The following is a 15,251-nucleotide window of genomic DNA, read 5'->3' on the forward strand; positions in this document are numbered from 1 at the left end:
ATTATGATTTGCTATAGAGTCATGATACTGTGTTTGATATATCTCCCTTATTTTTCTATACAAAACACTTAAGGTTTCTCTATCTCGATCGCTAGTGAAAATATTTCTGGCCAATTCTGCATTATAATAATACTCCTTAGCATGTTTTGATATATCACTATGTACATCAGCGACTATCATTTTCAATACAAAAAATTCATTGTCATATTGCTTATCATCTTTAAATTCTGGTGAAGATGAAATTAGTTCCGTTTTGTTATGTATTTCAAGAGCTAGTTTCTTAACGATAAGATAAACATTAGAATCCCTATCCTTTGGTTTGCAAATTGTCGAATGATCCTCCTGAACAGCTATAGACTCTTTGGCAGAAACTTGAACAGGAATTGCACTGGCTTTAACTACAATACTATCGTAGCTTCCATACAAAAACTTTAACTCAGGGAGTTTAGGCAATTTTACCCATCTGCGGTTTAGAGAATCTGTTTCTTTACTAAATACACTTAAATCACCAAGCTGGACATTTGATGAAACCATACTAGCCCATGAAGCAGTTTCTGACCCCGAATGAGGAACAGCAAGTGAAATAAATCCAGTTATATTGTGAGAAAGATCTCTTTCATGCATTTTAATAATGCATGATTTTGCTATTAAACCTCCCATGCTGTGAGCGACAAATATTATATTACTATAATCGGATAAATTTATTTGACATTCACCAACAAGTAACTCTGATAATTCATCAACAGGAAGATTGACTTCTTTTTTTGTTAGTGATGTGAACAACCTGGCAAGTAGATTTCTACTTTTACCGTAGGTATTCGTAAAATTAGTGAAATACTCAAAACAAGCTATATCAAAGGCATCACAAAAATCTTCATCCTCACATATAAGCTGTGGAAAGGATGTGATCTTATCAACTGCCCACGTATCACTTCCGCCTTTTAAGCCATGTATAAACAAGATTAAGTGTTTAGCATTATTTTTTTTCTTCCAGATTAACATACTCATTACTGTCTCTTTATTTTTTTCAGTAGGATTTCTGTGTGAATAATTACATTCTCTAACCAATTGTTTCACTAATCAATCAGAATTTTCACTCTCAAGGAGTGGCTTGAAAAATCTTTTAAATCAATAAATTATGATGGTTTTGATTGCATGCGTATTGCTACGGTGCAGTTATTCATTCAATAGTTCAAACCCTTTTCACCGCTGCATAGCAAGGGGCGCTGCGCCCGGCTATGCAGGGGCAAGTTTTTTTCTCTCGTGCGCTTTTCGTTCTCCGTATCTGCTTCCGGTTAATCTTTTCCCAACACAACCCGTCCCGTAAGGGTAAATGGCACGCATGCTGCGCCCTTGCTGGCCGGAACGATGCCGGGAAAGCGAACCGTCAGGCGATACGAAGACGAAAATCACACACTGACGGAGAAAAAACCATGAAGATTTCCCTGCATACCCAGACTAGAGCCCCTAACGCCGCAGCGACGACCAGCGTATCCCCGCTGGACCCGTCAGGCTCCTCAAAAACGAAATTTTCTAAAACCAGAACAGATATTTATCAGACCATTACCGACAACATCATCACAGCACTGGAAGCCGGTGTAAAACCGTGGTCCTGCCCGTGGCAGCGCGTATCGGGCATGTCTGGTCTGCCATCCAATTATGCCACCGGCGTACCCTACAGCGGCATGAATATCATGTTGCTGTGGTGCAGTGCGTCAAAACAGGGTTTCAGTGATTCCCGCTGGATGACCTACAAACAGTCTCAGACAGCAGGTGGACAGGTTCGCAAGGGCGAACATGGTACGACGGCCATTTTCTACACCACGCTGGAGAAGGAAAACGACGCAGGAGAAATTGACCATATCCCGATGCTTAAAACTTTCACCGTGTTTAACGTTCAGCAAATCGACGGCTTGGCCCTGACAACTGAAACAGTCAGCCCGGAAGCAACCTTTGACCCGTTGCCGCATGCTGAAAATCTGTTCAGGAAGAGCGGCGCAAGCATCATCGAGAAAGGACAAAATGCCTTTTTCAGTCCATCCTCTGATGAAGTCTGGTTACCAGCGCGCCATCTGTTTTCGGATGCGGCTAACTTCTACGCTACTGGCCTGCATGAGCTGGTTCACTGGAGTGGTGGTAAAAAACGCCTGAACCGTGAAATGAAAGGGAAGTTTGGCAGTGCAGATTATGCAGAGGAAGAATTGGTGGCGGAGCTGGGAAGTGCTTTTCTGATGGCGGAACTGGGGATCGAGGGAGAGGTACAACATGAAAGCTATATTGCTTCCTGGCTGAAAGCGCTGAAAAACGACAAGCGTTATATTTTTAAAGCGGCCAGCGCCGCCTCCAAAGCGCATCGTTATCTGATGGATAAACTCTGAGGCCGGAGCCGGACAACCGCAAGGGAATGCGGTTACATGGTTTTAACCGGCAACGCTGCAGGGCGCAGACTGAGGCGGAACGCAGCACAGCGAGTACCGGACAGTCTGCGCCTCGCAGTGGAATAAAAAAAATTCCGGCCTGGCGGTATCGCCGCCAGGCCGGTGAGGCCATCACGATGACCTGAATAAAAGCTTACGTATAGCTGCCTAATGAAAGGTGTTTCAGTTCATCAAAGGTATAAATGCGAAACACCCGACGGTGGCGTTCTTCCAGCGGGACGTGCTGATGGTTGATGATGACGTGTCTGATGCTGTCAAACAGCAGTTCAAGTGCCCGTTTTTTCTGTGGGTCAGGCATGACATAAAAAACATAAATCCAGTTCTTGCGGGTACGGGCCAGCAGGTGACTGGCAATTATCGACTGATAACGGGCCCGGGTTTTCAGGCGGCGCTCGGTTTCAATGGCAATAACTTTTCCGTCAGGCAGGGTCAGTAACCCATCTGGGCGATGTTTTACCTGATACTTGCTGATAAAAGTGGTCCGGTCGCCGTTAATCCATCCCGAAGCACCTTTTTTCTCCAGAATAAGTCTGGCGGCCTGATTATCAAGATGATGCTCCAGCGTCCAGCCGGTAATTCTGGACGGTTCAAACCTCGCGGGAAAGATTTTATCATCCGGAGTTAACACCACCGCCAGCCCGTCGCTGGTGATCCCCCATAATGAAATCTTCATTGTCCGTGATTCAAGCACATGCTTCTGGATTAACCCCATTTGCTCAGTTTTTGCCAACAGCGAATAAAGCGATTTATGATCCCGGAAACCAAATAGCAGCATCAGCGTTTTGAAATCGCTGTAGGTTTCTTCTTTCAGGAAGTTCAGCAGTTGTTTTATTTTTTCTCTGTTGCGTGTCTGGCGCTCTTGATATGTAGAAATCAGCATAACCGCTCCTTAAAAATCCAGCGGGGACAGGTGTTCTCCTTCATCAGGTTGGGGCTCTGCCGGTTTGACTTCGCTTTCGTTGAAGAAAAGATCCGGGTGCGTTGTCATCACATCCTGTATGGATGGTTTATCATCCTCGTCAAAATCCAGTGCGATTTTCACCGGTGCCGCCGATGCGGCAATATCAGGGGAAACCGAGAAGATTTTTAGCTGACTCTTTCTGATCTTTATCGGTGAAATCAGTGAGGCAGAAGGTAGCGTTTTTGTCGTAAAGATAAAGCTGACAAAATCGTGCAGGTTCAGGATCATGTTACTGTCAATAAAGTAACGTTCGGCCTGGCGGATTGTGCGCTCACTGTCGATGGTCTCTGTCAGCATATTATCCGTTTTAGCCTTACGGAGTTCATCATCCACCAGAATAGTGCCTGACATTCTTGCCACCCATTCCGCCGTATCCGGGTCCATGACGCGATAAACCAGTTTGAATTTGGCATTTTCAACGACCGCACCGACAACGGCATCACCTTTCAAATCTGCCGGGCAGTCTTTTAAATCGGCAATGGACTGGTGGTCCATAATAATATGCACGCCTTTATCCCGCGCCGCACCTAAACCTTCCAGCGCTGGCCGGGATAAATGATATTTCAGTTCGGAAAGATAAATAGCTATGGAGCGGGGAACGTTTGTTACACGGTCGCGCCTTTCTGCTAACTGGTACAGGCGAACCAGTAACATGCGCTGGGTTGTAATAATTTTGCTGTTTCGCATGGAGCCGATAACATAGCAACAGCCGCCTTCATCAAACATTTGTTGAAGTGAAAAACCTTCCGGTGAATTAATGGCATTTAATAATGCCAGCTCTTCAATCTTACCGAAAAATGCTTTGATTTTTTCGGCAATGCTCTGAACGTAGTCACCGTTATAAACATCACGGAGAGTTGCCGATGGGTTATCACTGACAAATTGCGCGGCCATACGTGCGGCTTTTCGGTCATCAATGCGATAAAAATCCGATTCCTGCCCTTTTTCCGCCAGGCTGAAACCGGCAACAAACAATTCTTCCAGTTCATCGGGCGTGATATCTTCAATCAGATTTAACTGGTATTGCTGTTTTCGCAGGTCGATTAAGGCAAAGGGTTTGCCTGCATCCTCGCAGGCTTTGCGGTAAAGATGCGGTGCCCATTCATCATCCTTGGGGTCCATAACAAACACACCTTCACCGGCCAGAATGCTTTGATAAAGCAATATACCAGCAGCAACCCCTTTACCGGCTCCTGTGGTGCCGATAATATCCGCGTGTTGTTTCTGCCAGTCCTTTAACGGGAGATACAACGGCTCCTTCTCGCTGTCCATACCAGTAAAAATACCTTTATTCAGGTCGATATAATCCAGCGGGTTATAATGCAGTGTTTCCGGCAGCAGGGATTTTACGGTGCGGACATCGGTGCGCAATTCCCGTTCAAGGGTGGTTTTTTTAACAAGGCGTTTCTTTATTCTGTCCAGTTCAGGCGTGAATACCCGGCGAAGCATAATATGAAAAATAATCCCGGTCACAGTGAAAGTGATCCGTACTGCCCACGCCAGTACCGTATTATCACTGGTGAGTCTGATTTTATACAGCCACTGAAAGGATCCGATAACTATCGGGGCCATTGTGCCAGATATAAAACACAACAGCGAAAAAGCAATAATCAGCTTTTTCCATAACGGGGCCTTCTGCCGTTCATCGCTTTTCATCGACGTAAAAAACGGCATCGTCAGCCCCGCTAATAACGCCAGTATCAGTTGTTGCTGTTGCACAAAAGCGAGCAGTGCCAGCATCCCGTTCACTATCGGCGACAGTGAAGCGGTAAGCTTATTTAAAATCATCGTGCCTCCTTCGTCAGCGATTCGCCCCATGACATCGCCCCATCAGTTCGCCCCACGGTGTCGGGCGAAAAGGCGGGGCGAACGTATGGGGTAAAGAAGGTGGTCGCTGTGCGGCCATGTGCAGGAAAGCATGCTTCCCTGCACGAAACGGCGTGCGCCAGTACATGCGGGCTGGACGCCCTTATTGCCTGTCACATGGGGGCAATGTCGTGGCTGGACGCCGCGCCAAAACCCCCAGGGTCAAAGGCAGCACACCGTCGCCCGCTACGCGCGACCACCCCCTTTAAGACGGTCGCTTTCGCCTTTTTCTTCCCTTTACTCGTTCCTCGTAGCGGGAATAAAAGGGAAGCTGACCTTTAAAGAGGGTGGTCGCGCCACGCTACCGGCTTTTGGCCGGAGACTTAGCTGCGACGGTGTGCGGGGCGATGCCCCCCAAATAAACCGCTGTCGTGGGCGACAGCTTTTCGCTCGCTGGGGCGGCGAAATTTATCCGGCTCCCCCCAGCCTGCAAAATCCGCGTGGGCGCGGCTGTTTGCAGGTGAGGCGCGGTGCCTGAATTATTTTCGCTCCTTAACCCGCGAAAATATTTCTGTCCGCTGCCTCATTTTTACGGCCCCTGTTTCTTCGCTCCTTAATCCGCGAAAAACAGAAGCCGTAAAAACCTGAAAACCGTCACGCTCTGTGCCCGTCTCGCCAGTATTAACCACGAACGCGGCCATATTTACTGATGACCTGACTGATAGCCGCCGGGTCTGCCGAATCACATTCAAGTAAAAACGATTTTCTGGCATCGGCCGTATGGTCAGGAAGAAAACCGTGTTTATTCTCTTTCACGATATTAAAGAATGCCCGTTCAGCGGAATGACATTCACTGCTGCCACTGTTTCCCGTTGTTTTACCGTACATGCATAAAACCACTTCGCAGGCATCAGCGGCCATTGCGGATGTTGAACATGACGCCATAACGCCGAGAAATAATAAGGAGAGTATGACTTTCTTCATTTCAGTTACCGGTATGATTAATGAAAGGTTGCGTATTTAGGGTAATGTTATTTGCCAGAGTTATTGTCTGAATGCCTCTTTCATGCTGTTTAAATGAACTGGCTTAAAGTAAATATCACTCATCCGGCGCACATCGCCGTGTATGTCAATACTGACGATGACATCAAAGCTTTTAAGTACCTTGCGTAACAGCACATCAAAAGGAATATTCCGGCAGTCGGGGTTTTCATAGCAGCGGTCAATGATCCCTTCAATACATTCTTCCGGGCTGCCCGCGTGCATGGAGGTGATTAGTCCTTCATGTCCCGAGCCGACAATTTTCAGCGCGTCCCACGCTTCACGCCCACGAATTTCCGCCAGTAATATCCGGTCAGGGTTCATCCGATAATTAGCACGAATCAGCCTGCCAGGCGTGACAATAGCGTTATCCCCGGCATCCGCCGGGTAAAAAAGATGAACATAATTGGCATGGTGATAAAAACGGATTTCAGGATTATCCTCAATGGTGGTTAGCCGGAGATGCAACGGAATATAATGCAGTAGCGTTTTCATATAGGTGGTTTTACCGGAGCCGGTTTCACCCACAATAAAAATCGTTTTGCCATATTCCACCGCTTTTTCCATAAAGCGGGGAATATTCCCGCTGTTATATAACTGAATCAGTGCATCATCCTGACTTTCCGTTTTCTCCTGACCGGCCACACGCTGATAAAATCCCGCATCAATCCATGACTGATGTGTTTTCTGCTCAAACGAGGGCTTGCGCAGCGTAATGGATACCGTATTACGCTCACAGGCCGGAGGAATAATCGCCTGAATACGTTCGCCGGATCTTAATGTTGCAGAAAGGATGGGTGATGTATCGTCAATATTATCGTCATGCCAGGATGCCAGCGCCCTGGCAAAGGCATGACACTGACGCAGCGTGATCGGGGATGCCTGTTTTTGCCAATTCCCCCGGATTTTCGTATACAGTTCGCCCGGCCGGTTAACGGCAATTTCTGTCAGGCCATCCTGCGCAAGAAAATCACCAAAGAGCCGGTTTTTCATAAAGTCCAGTGACAGGTTTTCAGCGTTCATACCATTTCTTTTTTAGTCGAAGTTGATAAACAGAGGAAAAATCAATATCCGTGCCGGTCATGATGCCGAGCACATCACCCTGGTTCAGGTACATGGTGGGCGGGATACTGATGCTGTTTTCCAGCGTCGTTTTTGCCATTTCAGCCGTGGCGGCACGGGTGTTTTCGGTATAGTCGGTATTGCGGTCTTTACCCGGCGCGGCATCTGATGCCGCTGCCGCCACGTCCTGCACGGTACTCAGCATCAGGGCGTTGCCGAAACGCTCCCAGAAATGGCTGTCGATCCAGCCTGCGATCCCCGCCTCACCAAGCGGGCCGGTAGCCTGCGTATCGGTGAGCGGGATTTGCAGGCTGCCGGGCTCCGGTGTGCGCAGCTCCGTCCACAGCACAAACATCCGGCTGCGTCCGTGATGCAGTGCCCCGGTGCGGTAGAAACCACGGGCAACTGTTCCCGCTGGGATCAGCCTTACATGGTTGCTGGCGCTCCAGACATCCTCATTGATAAGGCAGGAGATATGGCCGCCAACATCCGACACGAAGCGCCGCATCATCGAACAGGGAATATATCGATCCACCGGGATATAGAGATCAGGATCGAGGCCCAGCCGCCTGACACCGGTGACGCTGGCGAGGCCCGGATCGTCGCTGTTACTGCTGGCTGCCGATGTGACCCCATCCGGGCAGTGCAGGCGGCCATCCTTCCCCCTGACCAGTACCAACTGACAAGATGTGTACGCCGTGGATGATGCCGGACTGCCCGACGTTCCCGTGCCGCTGTGCGGTTCGCTACGGGACGTGCGGGTATTGCCGCCAGCTGTTGTACTGCCGTTGTTCAGCCCATCGGCCAGTGCTGCCGCCTTGTTCAGGGCGGGTGGTTCCGGCGGTAATAAGGGAGGAGCAGTGTCGCTCTGACTGGCAGGGCCTGCGCTTTCCTGCCTCCCTGGCCCGAACAGGCCAAACGGGTTACTGTCCATGCCCAGATTCTTACGCTCCTGCTGCACCGCCCCGGAGGAGGGCGGCGGCGCGGTGTCAGATTTTTTCTCATCATCCCTTTTCAGGGCGCTGAGAAGACGATCGCCACCGGATGCCAGCGCGATGACCAGGACCAGACTCAGCAGGCTGACGATCAGCGTGCGGCGACCGGACGCCTTACGGAAACGGGTCACTTCCGGCTGGCCGGGCGGCGTTTTCTGCTCCGGCTCCTGATATGTCATTGCCGCGCGGGCGCGTTCACGGGCTTCCGCTTCCCGTTCTGCGGTGGTTTTTTCCGGTTCGTCCGGGAAAGATTTGTCGGTCATTTTGCCTCCAGCGTAACGGACGGCGAAACGGTGTCACTGTTGGTCAGCGGGAAACGCCCGAATCCGTCGTTTTCGATCCCCACCACCGAGGTGCCGTAACGCAGTACCAGCTGCGGCGATGCCGGAACCACCATCACGGTGTAGTTGCCCTGTTGAACTGTCTGCGGCGTGACCGCCTGCTCCTGACCATTAACCACCCGGAAGACAGAAGGCAGGGTTTTCGTGGGGGAAAAACCGATATACGCAAAACGGCCGTCATCCCAGGTAAAGTCCGGGGCGATGAAGGCTGAGCCTGCTGCCACCCGTTTTGTATAGCGCCAGTTGCGCGGAGTGGTAGCCTTCCCGAATGCCGCCGCTATCCGCTTGCGGTCCAGTGTTTCCTGCTGTCGTTGCTGACGGGGGGCGCTGGCGGCGGCTGACTTTTCCCTCTGCTCATCGGGATAGCGGTAGCGGATAACAAATGCCTGAGCGGGCGAGTCTTTATCCAGGACGTTCAGCTCCAGGCTGTAATCGCGCTTCGATGTCACCACGAACAGATTGGTTTTCCAGTCTTTTGCTGTCGGCAGAAATACCTGGCTGACGGTGTTGCCGCTGGCATCCGTGACCGGCTGGGTAATCGGGTTCGGACTGACGCCCACCCGGTTGTCGCTTTTCGTCACGGTCCAGCCTCTGGGAAAACCCGCCTGCGCATCGATAACGGTTTCATCGTCATCAAACACCAGCATGGTAACGTAGCCGGGGCGGGTACTGACGACCGTGGCGTTCTGGCTGTTGTATGTGACGTTCTGCATCCGGCTGTCATACGCGCTGCCGCGCGGTGTCGCTGCGCTCCATGCCACGCATGACGCCAGTAAGCCAGAGAGGAGCAGGGTATGTCTAAGCATCATTCCCCCCTCAGCTCTTTATCGCGCTGGTAGCTGGTGACGATAAAGCCCAGCGGGTTCACTTCGCGCTGGCTGTCGGTCAGTTGCCGGTGCGGGACGTAGCGGTATGTGAGACGGATATTCCAGACATCCGTTTTCACGGAATTATCAGCAATACGGCGGATAGTGCGTTTGATACGCAGGGTTGCCAGATTATCCGGCCTAGTGGCAGGCGCATGCACATTGGAAATAATGTCGATATAAACGACATATTCCGCCTTGTTAAAAATAACGTCCGGTGCCTGGTCGCCGTTAAACCCGTACAGATAGTCCCGGTTTACGCTGTCGCTGTTGAATAACTGTACGTCGTCATAATCACGCTGGAGGGAGAAATAATTATATCCCTCGCGGAGTTTGACATAGTGTGCTGCCAGTGAATGCGCCAGTGCCTTTTCAGACGAAATATCCCGTTCCTTCACGCGGGTCATATATTCATAGCGCCCGGTCTGTTTATCCACTGACCATAATTCAGTGTCGGTGGTTTTCAGCGGCAGCAGAATAATAATGGCCGTAATCGCCATTGCGGCCAGAATCAGTCCGGCAGTGGCCACCCGCCAGGCGGTTCTTCGGGAACGCTCTTCCTTTTCCAGCAGGATGGATTCAAAAGAGCGGGAAACATTAACAATGTTCTGAATATCAGACATGGTTAGTCAGCTCCTGAATGATGGCGGGGGAATTCACCGGCTCGAGTTCGCCGGATACCGGCGGGAGGTCGCCCTGATGCCGTGCGCAGCCCGTGAGCGCGCACAGCATCAGAAGGAAGATGCTGAATTTCATGGAAGCCCCTTATCGTATGGATGCAGGAATGCCGCACCGGTGGCGCAGGCCACGGCGTGACGGGGAAAGGAAATTAAGAGACGGGAGGATTAACGGTGACGTTGCCGGTTCAGGCGTTTCATACTTTCGATGGCGGCGGCGCGTTTCTGCCAGGCGCTCACGGTTTTACCCGCGCCTGCGCCAGTGAGTGTGCCGGTCGCCGCTGCGACGGCCATACCGCCTTTCGCAGCCAGGCGGGCACCACCCTTTATCCCCGGCCCGGCAAGGTCGGCGGATTTGTTCGCCAGTCCGGTCAGACCACTCATGGCCGCCCCCTGTAACACCGCCTGTACAGCGGCTCCGCTGAGGGCGCTGGCGAGCTTCGCCGAGAACCAGACCACCACACCGGCTGCAATCCCGGCCAGCAGGCACTGTGCCGCCAGCGTCACCATGTTGCTGACATTGGATGTCCGGGTCGCTGCATCAAGGATTTTATTCAGGTAATTGATGGCGATACGGATGGATAAGGCGGAAAACATGATCGTTAATATTGCCGCGAAAATCGTTTTCAGCCAGTTATCAAACATCGGCTTAAGAAAACCGTACAGCAGGCAGAAAATAAAGAGCGGCGCGGTGGTCGTCATTAACAGGATGACAATTTCAGCGAGCAGGTTGACAAAGGTGGCAGCCAGTAACAGAACGATCGCGCCGCCCCATACCAGCACTTCGGCAAAGCCACCATTCAGTTTGACGTAAGTCGAGGTGTCCATACTGAACAGTGTCTGCCCCAGTGTCTGTGCCTTTTCCCAGACGGTATCAAGCAGCGCCCAGACGTTATCATTGCCGCTGACACCGTCTTTGAGTCCCTGGATAGCCGCTACCGCCATATCCAGCCAGCCATCCCGGTTTAACGCAAAGGTGGTGATCAGCAACATTCGCCCCACATCCCAGACGACATCTTCAACCGGGGCCCGGAGTTTGCCAGCCAGCGTCTGATAACCGCGATACAGTATAAATAAGGTAAAAGAGCTGACGATGATGACACTGATCATCGTACCGTAACTGGAAGACTGACCTTCCAGTACGGCATTAAGTCCATCCATGATGTTTTTGTCCATACCCACAAAAATACCACCGGACATGGTGCCTCACCTGATATATAAAGAAAGGAAATAGAAAACAGGGAGAATTCCCTGTTTTGCTGGAGGAGATATTACTGTGTGACGGATTTTCTCTTTTCGGCTTCCTGCTGAAAGATTATCTCAAATTTTTCTTTTATTCTGGGCTTGCCAATTTGAGCGAACATAATGGCAGCCCGTTGAGCAAACCCAGTTATCGCTTGCCTCGCCATCCTTCAGGCATTGCGTATAAACCGCATAAGTTTCGTCAGGATGTTGCTTATACCAGGCTTCGGATTTGGTTTCCTTGCAGCCGGACAGTAATATCACGCCTGAGAGTGTGCATAAGGTGAATAAGGATCTGAGCACGGATAACCTCCTTATAAATTATTAAGGTCAGCAACAGGTGCCGTTAGCTGCTGCTGTTCAAAGGCTTTCTGTCTTTGCTGTTCCAGCAATATCGTTCGCTGTTGAGCCTGTCTGACAGACATCTCCCACTGATTCGTCAGCGCATTTAACTGTACGCTTTTCGCCGCGATGGCGTTAGCCAGATCCTGAGACTCTTTCGAGTCCTGCGCATTCGATATACGGTCAGATAAGTCTGATATATCGCTGAGTGTGCTGTTGATCCTGTTTTCAACGTCAGTGGTATTCTCGATCGCCATTGCCTGATTGAGGATTATCTGTTTGCAACTGTCGGCCAGGGCCTGATATTTTATTCCTTCCTGTTCCTCGCTGCATACGCTGAACGATTTGTATTTACTGTAAAGGTGTTGCAGTTCAGAAGAATATGAACTGTTCTGCGTGGTCAGCAGATCATCCAGTGAAATACCGTTCTTACGGAGATTATCAATATCGGTTTTCAGGCTTCGGGCATCACTGAGAAAACTCTGAATATCCCGCACGCCGGTTGCGGTAGCCAGTTGCTTCTTATATGCATCAAGTTCACTTTTATAATGGGTAACTGTATTCTCCCATTGCTGTAATTTCTGCATCCACTGGTTAATGGATTCGGTATTCTGCACGGCGTCGAAAACCGGTATTCCGGCGCTGAAAGCCTGCGTCGAGAAAAATAACGATAATGCCAGAAGGTGATCCCGGGTACGCATTAATATTACCTCCGGTTGGCTTTCAGATTGCCCGCTCAAGGAAAGCGTCTTTCCATTCATCAGGTCGCATACCGTCCTGATAAATGGCATCGAATATTTTCAGGTTGTCCTCACTGCCGCTGAGAAGCCGGGTGAGTTTACCCAGTCCGGACAGATCCATTTTCGCCATTGCCACAAACGGGCGGGTTTCTCCGGCCTGCAACGGTGTTTTCAGGATGACCATATAATGCTCGCCCGGATCAAGGTTTCTGACCGTCTCATAAACGCTGTCCGGCACTTTCATTTTCTCCACGTAATCCGCATGGCTGGCTTTTGGATTGGCGAGGAAAATCTGGGTACCGCATTGCTCAATAATCGCCGGGGCGATGGGGTGTCTGACGATTTCATCCGGTGACTGTGTTGCCGGGATGAAGATACCGTTCAGCTTGCGGATGACCTTCAGCATATTGAGCGAGAAGCGGGAAAATTCGACATCGGCCAGCCAGCGCCAGAACTCATCCATAAACATCACCAGGCGGCGACCATCCAGCAGGCTGGTCACGCGATACAGCAGGTAAAAGGTCACGGGGCCGCGAATATCGTCATCATCCAGAAATTCGGTGCCGTCGATACCAAAGTTATCGACATCGCTGATGGTGAAAGTATCAGCCTCGTTATCAAACACCCAGCCGAACTCGCCCCCCTGCGCCCACTGTTTCAGGCGAATACGCAGCCCGTTTGTGCGGGCATCTGCAGTCGGCGGCTCTGGCAGCATTTCCAGCAGCCGGGTGATCCCGAACCGGCGGTACTCCGGCGGGTAGTCCAGCATGATGGTGTCAACGGCGGCATTGATCCGCTCCTCATCGCGCGGATCGAGCGGCTTACCGTTGCGGCGGCACAGCATGCGCACCAGACGTTTAATGAAACTGATGTTCCGGCGGGTTGGCTCCAGCGTAAACGGGTTGAAGCCGGTGGGCTCGCCGGTACGGATGCGGAAATAACGCCCGCCCGCCTGGCGGATCGCCATCTCCGCCGCCCGATCCTTATAGAAATACACTGTGGTCAGCCGTTTGATGGTGGCAGAAGGCGCAAACGTCGCCGGGTTGCGGTACTTCTGCATCAGTTGTTGCATGACCGTCATCAGCAGGGTTTTGCCGGAGCCGGTTTTCCCGATAATCGCCGTATTCCCTGACGTTTTCTCACCGGTATCATCCCGCCCGGCCTGGCTGTCGTGAAGGTTCAGGTAATACCCGCCACCGCCGGGAGATGTGAGGATGGCGATGGCTTCCCCCCACGGATTGCCGCTGCGTTTGTGGGGATGGAAGTTATGCAGGCAGGCCATATCGGCAAAATTCTGGCTGCTGACGGCCACCAGTCGGGGACGCAGCGTATAGACGCCCGGCAGTTGCGCCAGATATGCGGCGGGCAGTGACAGGGTGGAGAGCGTCGTCATAATACCCAGATCGGCGAAGGGCTGGGCCAGAACGTTAGTGTCCTTCACCACCTGTCCGGGACTTTCTGAGGAGATCAGCAGGGAAAAGTGGAATTTACCGCACGACACATGCCCGGACTGCAGCAGGTCGCGCAGGACAATCAGCTCTTCGCGCTGGGAAATCGCGTCGTCGTCCGCTGAGTTCAGCCGTTTTTCCGCCAGCCGGATATGATGCTGCGCCTCATCCCGTGCCATGCAGGTAAAGGACTGCGTCAGAACATACTCGCTTTCGGCGTACAGCAGCGCATCCAGCATACCGGTATGGGTTTCCGGGGAATAATCCTTAATCTCAAGGCTGCGGAAGAAGCGGGAACCGCTGACCGTCTGGCATTCACCGGTGTCGGTGGTGAAAAACACGTCCGGCGTGCTTAACGTTTCATAAAACGGCGAGCGCGTTACGGCCACTTTCTGCCACTGGCCGGTGATCAGGCGGTGGAAGAACGCCATTTGCGAGGAATATACCCGCCCGTTTTCTTCATATATCCCCAGCGGCATTGCCATATAGCGGGATAATGAAGATTCCAGTGCTTCGCGGTATTCCAGCATGATTTTGAGCGCGTCATCCAGTGCTGCCAGGCGTTTACCGTGCGACTGCGCTTTCATGGTTTTCTTCTCAATCTGAGAGAACGGCGCGTAGCAGACGGTGAAAAAGAGCCGGTGCCGCCAGAACGGTTTTTCTTTTACCGGCTGGTAATACCGACGTGTTACCTCATCGGAAAAGGGAATGCCGGAATCCGCCTCAAAGACATCATGATATTTTTCACGGAGCCGGTGAATATAGAATGTTACCGGCAGCCCCTCATACGAACGAATAACGTTATTCAGGTGCGTGGCCATCAGGGTCAGGAGATGTTCGTCTTCACATTCAAAGACTGTGCCGCCCAGCTCCCAGGTGGCAACCAAATCACGGTGACGATTTCTGATGACGTAGGGGTGAATATGGGAGGAATACGGAATATATTTATCCAGCGTAATACGCTCGTTTAATTTCATTTTCTGAATAAACTCCGAGACATCAACGTTATCGTACTGGTTTGCCAGCAGGGCATTCGCGCCAAAATGGGTATTGGTGAAAAGTCGTCCACGGGTTTTAAACGCCAGCCAGAGCAGACTGAAATAATGAATATCCTTTCGGGCTTTGTTTTTCATTTCCGCCCAGGCAGGAATGAGCAGAACCGCCAGGTAATAGCTGACATAGACCGCCAGCAGGACGATGGCCCCGCTGACGAGAACGAACGGCACCAGAGGAATACCCATAATGGCGGCAGGCCGCGTCAGTGCTTTATTCAGCGTAGCCATCGTTGCCTC

The 15,251-nt window shown here is 51.3% G+C and carries 13 protein-coding genes and 1 pseudogene; 1 reads left to right on the top strand and 13 read right to left on the bottom strand.

From position 1 onward, the window contains the following. A partial coding sequence (locus IM295_RS03685; RefSeq protein WP_193066239.1) for an ABC-three component system protein occupies nt 1-1,008 on the bottom strand: 1,008 nt, incomplete at its 3' end. A gap of 425 nt (nt 1,009-1,433) precedes the next feature. Here IM295_RS03685 and IM295_RS03690 point away from each other — a divergent pair. Further along, the gene (locus IM295_RS03690; RefSeq protein WP_193066240.1) at nt 1,434-2,378 is read left to right on the top strand and encodes an ArdC family protein; all 945 of its coding nucleotides are present in this window, start codon (nt 1,434-1,436) and stop codon (nt 2,376-2,378) included. A gap of 193 nt (nt 2,379-2,571) precedes the next feature. Here IM295_RS03690 and mobC read toward each other — a convergent pair whose 3' ends face one another. The 12 genes and pseudogenes from mobC to IM295_RS03750 form a co-directional block, all read right to left on the bottom strand. After that, a complete protein-coding gene (mobC, locus tag IM295_RS03695; protein WP_047955825.1) occupies nt 2,572-3,318 on the bottom strand; it encodes a MobC family replication-relaxation protein in 747 nt (248 codons plus the stop codon). Nucleotides 3,319-3,327: 9 nt separating this feature from the next. Next, the gene (locus IM295_RS03700; RefSeq protein WP_047955824.1) at nt 3,328-5,187 is read right to left on the bottom strand and encodes a type IV secretory system conjugative DNA transfer family protein; all 1,860 of its coding nucleotides are present in this window, start codon (nt 5,185-5,187) and stop codon (nt 3,328-3,330) included. Between the two features lie 699 nt (nt 5,188-5,886). Next, nucleotides 5,887-6,189 (bottom strand): TrbM/KikA/MpfK family conjugal transfer protein, encoded by a 303-nt coding sequence (locus IM295_RS03705; RefSeq protein ID WP_047955823.1) that lies wholly within the window; start codon nt 6,187-6,189, stop codon nt 5,887-5,889. Between the two features lie 60 nt (nt 6,190-6,249). Then, entirely contained in the window at nt 6,250-7,269 is a 1,020-nt protein-coding gene (virB11, locus tag IM295_RS03710) for a P-type DNA transfer ATPase VirB11 (protein ID WP_193066241.1), read from the bottom strand. Further along, the gene (gene virB10, locus IM295_RS03715) at nt 7,259-8,566 is read right to left on the bottom strand and encodes a VirB10/TraB/TrbI family type IV secretion system protein (RefSeq protein ID WP_047955821.1); all 1,308 of its coding nucleotides are present in this window, start codon (nt 8,564-8,566) and stop codon (nt 7,259-7,261) included. The genes virB11 and virB10 overlap by 11 nt, the downstream gene beginning before the upstream one ends. Then, the gene (gene virB9 / locus IM295_RS03720) at nt 8,563-9,453 is read right to left on the bottom strand and encodes a P-type conjugative transfer protein VirB9 (RefSeq protein ID WP_185939365.1); all 891 of its coding nucleotides are present in this window, start codon (nt 9,451-9,453) and stop codon (nt 8,563-8,565) included. Before virB9 ends, virB10 begins: the two co-directional genes overlap by 4 nt. Next, on the bottom strand, nt 9,450-10,133 hold the full coding sequence (locus tag IM295_RS03725) for a virB8 family protein (RefSeq protein WP_047955819.1): 684 nt from the start codon (nt 10,131-10,133) through the stop codon (nt 9,450-9,452). The genes virB9 and IM295_RS03725 overlap by 4 nt, the downstream gene beginning before the upstream one ends. Next, a complete protein-coding gene (locus IM295_RS03730; RefSeq protein WP_047955818.1) occupies nt 10,126-10,266 on the bottom strand; it encodes a hypothetical protein in 141 nt (46 codons plus the stop codon). The genes IM295_RS03725 and IM295_RS03730 overlap by 8 nt, the downstream gene beginning before the upstream one ends. A gap of 89 nt (nt 10,267-10,355) precedes the next feature. Continuing rightward, nucleotides 10,356-11,387 carry a type IV secretion system protein gene (locus IM295_RS03735; RefSeq protein ID WP_047955817.1) on the bottom strand — a complete coding sequence of 344 codons (1,032 nt, stop codon included), beginning with the start codon at nt 11,385-11,387 and terminating at the stop codon, nt 10,356-10,358. Between the two features lie 71 nt (nt 11,388-11,458). Continuing rightward, nucleotides 11,459-11,732, bottom strand: a pseudogene (locus tag IM295_RS03740) (EexN family lipoprotein). A gap of 11 nt (nt 11,733-11,743) precedes the next feature. Beyond that, nucleotides 11,744-12,472, bottom strand: coding sequence for a type IV secretion system protein (locus IM295_RS03745; RefSeq protein WP_193066242.1), 729 nt, complete (start codon nt 12,470-12,472; stop codon nt 11,744-11,746). Nucleotides 12,473-12,494: 22 nt separating this feature from the next. After that, nucleotides 12,495-15,242, bottom strand: a complete 2,748-nt coding sequence (locus IM295_RS03750; RefSeq protein ID WP_193066243.1) for a VirB3 family type IV secretion system protein — start codon at nt 15,240-15,242, stop codon at nt 12,495-12,497. Nucleotides 15,243-15,251: the final 9 nt, after the last annotated feature.

This window comes from Enterobacter cloacae complex sp. P14RS (genome assembly GCF_014895895.1).
GTDB lineage: Bacteria > Pseudomonadota > Gammaproteobacteria > Enterobacterales > Enterobacteriaceae > Enterobacter > Enterobacter bugandensis.

Excerpts from the sequence above, each read along its gene's own strand:
- IM295_RS03730 (WP_047955818.1), bottom strand. The coding sequence starts at position 10,266 with ATGAAATTCAGCATCTTCCTTCTGATGCTGTGCGCGCTCACGGGCTGC.
- virB10 (WP_047955821.1), bottom strand. The coding sequence starts at position 8,566 with ATGACCGACAAATCTTTCCCGGACGAACCGGAAAAAACCACCGCAGAA.
- IM295_RS03705 (WP_047955823.1), bottom strand. The coding sequence starts at position 6,189 with ATGAAGAAAGTCATACTCTCCTTATTATTTCTCGGCGTTATGGCGTCA.
- IM295_RS03735 (WP_047955817.1), bottom strand. The coding sequence starts at position 11,387 with ATGTCCGGTGGTATTTTTGTGGGTATGGACAAAAACATCATGGATGGA.
- IM295_RS03690 (WP_193066240.1), top strand. The coding sequence starts at position 1,434 with ATGAAGATTTCCCTGCATACCCAGACTAGAGCCCCTAACGCCGCAGCG.
- virB11 (WP_193066241.1), bottom strand. The coding sequence starts at position 7,269 with ATGAACGCTGAAAACCTGTCACTGGACTTTATGAAAAACCGGCTCTTT.
- mobC (WP_047955825.1), bottom strand. The coding sequence starts at position 3,318 with ATGCTGATTTCTACATATCAAGAGCGCCAGACACGCAACAGAGAAAAA.
- IM295_RS03745 (WP_193066242.1), bottom strand. The coding sequence starts at position 12,472 with ATGCGTACCCGGGATCACCTTCTGGCATTATCGTTATTTTTCTCGACG.
- virB9 (WP_185939365.1), bottom strand. The coding sequence starts at position 9,453 with ATGATGCTTAGACATACCCTGCTCCTCTCTGGCTTACTGGCGTCATGC.
- IM295_RS03700 (WP_047955824.1), bottom strand. The coding sequence starts at position 5,187 with ATGATTTTAAATAAGCTTACCGCTTCACTGTCGCCGATAGTGAACGGG.
- IM295_RS03750 (WP_193066243.1), bottom strand. The coding sequence starts at position 15,242 with ATGGCTACGCTGAATAAAGCACTGACGCGGCCTGCCGCCATTATGGGT.
- IM295_RS03725 (WP_047955819.1), bottom strand. The coding sequence starts at position 10,133 with ATGTCTGATATTCAGAACATTGTTAATGTTTCCCGCTCTTTTGAATCC.